At 71.7% G+C, this 1,188-nt stretch carries 2 protein-coding genes; both read left to right on the top strand.

The window, feature by feature from the left end; genetic code table 11:
* A partial coding sequence (locus ACLEQD_RS43835; RefSeq protein WP_410391860.1) for a M4 family metallopeptidase occupies positions 1–687 on the top strand: 687 nt, incomplete at its 5' end.
* A 192-nt stretch (positions 688–879) separates the two neighbouring features.
* Positions 880–1,188 (top strand): patatin-like phospholipase family protein (locus ACLEQD_RS43830; RefSeq protein WP_410391858.1); only part of this gene is annotated, 309 nt, incomplete at its 3' end.

The following is a 1,188-nucleotide window of genomic DNA, read 5'->3' as shown; positions in this document are numbered from 1 at the left end:
ACCGCCGGTGACGCGCTCCGCTACATGGACGACCCGGCGAAGGACGGCGCGTCCATCGACTGGGCGCCGAACTACTCCGGCCAGGACGTGCACTACACCTCCGGCGTCCCGAACCTGGCGTTCGCGCTGCTGTCGAAGGGTGGCACGCACCCGCGCGGCCGCAGCTCCATCGTCGTGACGGGCATCGGCGTCCAGAAGGCCGGGCAGATCTGGTACTACGCCAACACCAACCTCTACACGGCCAGCACCACGTACGAGCAGGCGAAGACCTGGACCATCCAGGCCGCCGCGGCCCTGGGCTACGACGCCGCCACGCAGGCTTCCGTGAAGGCCGCCTGGGAAGCGGTGGGCGTGGGCGTGACGGTTCCGCCCCCGAGCTGCACCCTGCTGACCAACGGCGTGGCGAAGACGGGCCTGTCCGGCGCGTCCGGTTCGTCGGCGTACTACTGCATCGACCTGCCCGCCTCCAAGGCGTCCACCTACGTCCTGAGCGGCGGCACGGGCGACGCGGACATGTACATCAAGTTCGGCTCCGCCCCGACGACGAGCTCGTACGACTGCCGTCCGTACAAGTCCGGCAACAACGAGACGTGCAGCGCGGCGGCGAAGTCCGCGTCGGGCCGCATGTACATCATGCTGCGCGGCTACTCGTCGTACAGCGGCACGTCGCTGAAGGCCACGTACTAGGCCCCTCGCGCGGGTCCGGCGTGCAGCCACGCCGGGCCTCGTGAAGGCCACCTGCCGCCTCCGGGGCTCCTGTCCCGGGGGCGGTTGTCTTTTTGCGGGCTGCCCTCGGGAGCCAGGCGGCCGAGCGGCGCGCTCGCGGCCCTCCGCGCGGGAACGGGGTAGGGTGTCCCGACTTCACGAGCGGGAGGATGCATGGGGCGGCGGCTGGGCTGGGTGTTGCTGACGGCGGTGGTGGCTTCGGGGGCGCTGTCGTGCCACCGGGGGACTCGCGCTTCACGCACCTGCGTGGTGCTGTCGGTGGGCGGCACCAAGGGGCTCGCGCACGTGGGCGCGCTGGATGCGCTGGTCGCCCGGGGCGTCCCCATCGACTGCGTGGTGGGCAACAGCATGGGCGCGGTGGTGGGCGGCCTCTATGCCTCCGCGCCCGGGGACAACCTGCGCCAGCGCTACCGGGCCTTCTTCGCGGCCTATGAAGCCGAGACGCGCCGGACGACCGCGGCG

Origin of the sequence: Corallococcus sp. 4LFB (assembly GCF_046520365.1) — a bacterium.
Lineage (GTDB): Bacteria > Myxococcota > Myxococcia > Myxococcales > Myxococcaceae > Corallococcus > Corallococcus caeni.
This window is presented reverse-complemented; position numbering and strand designations above follow the sequence as displayed.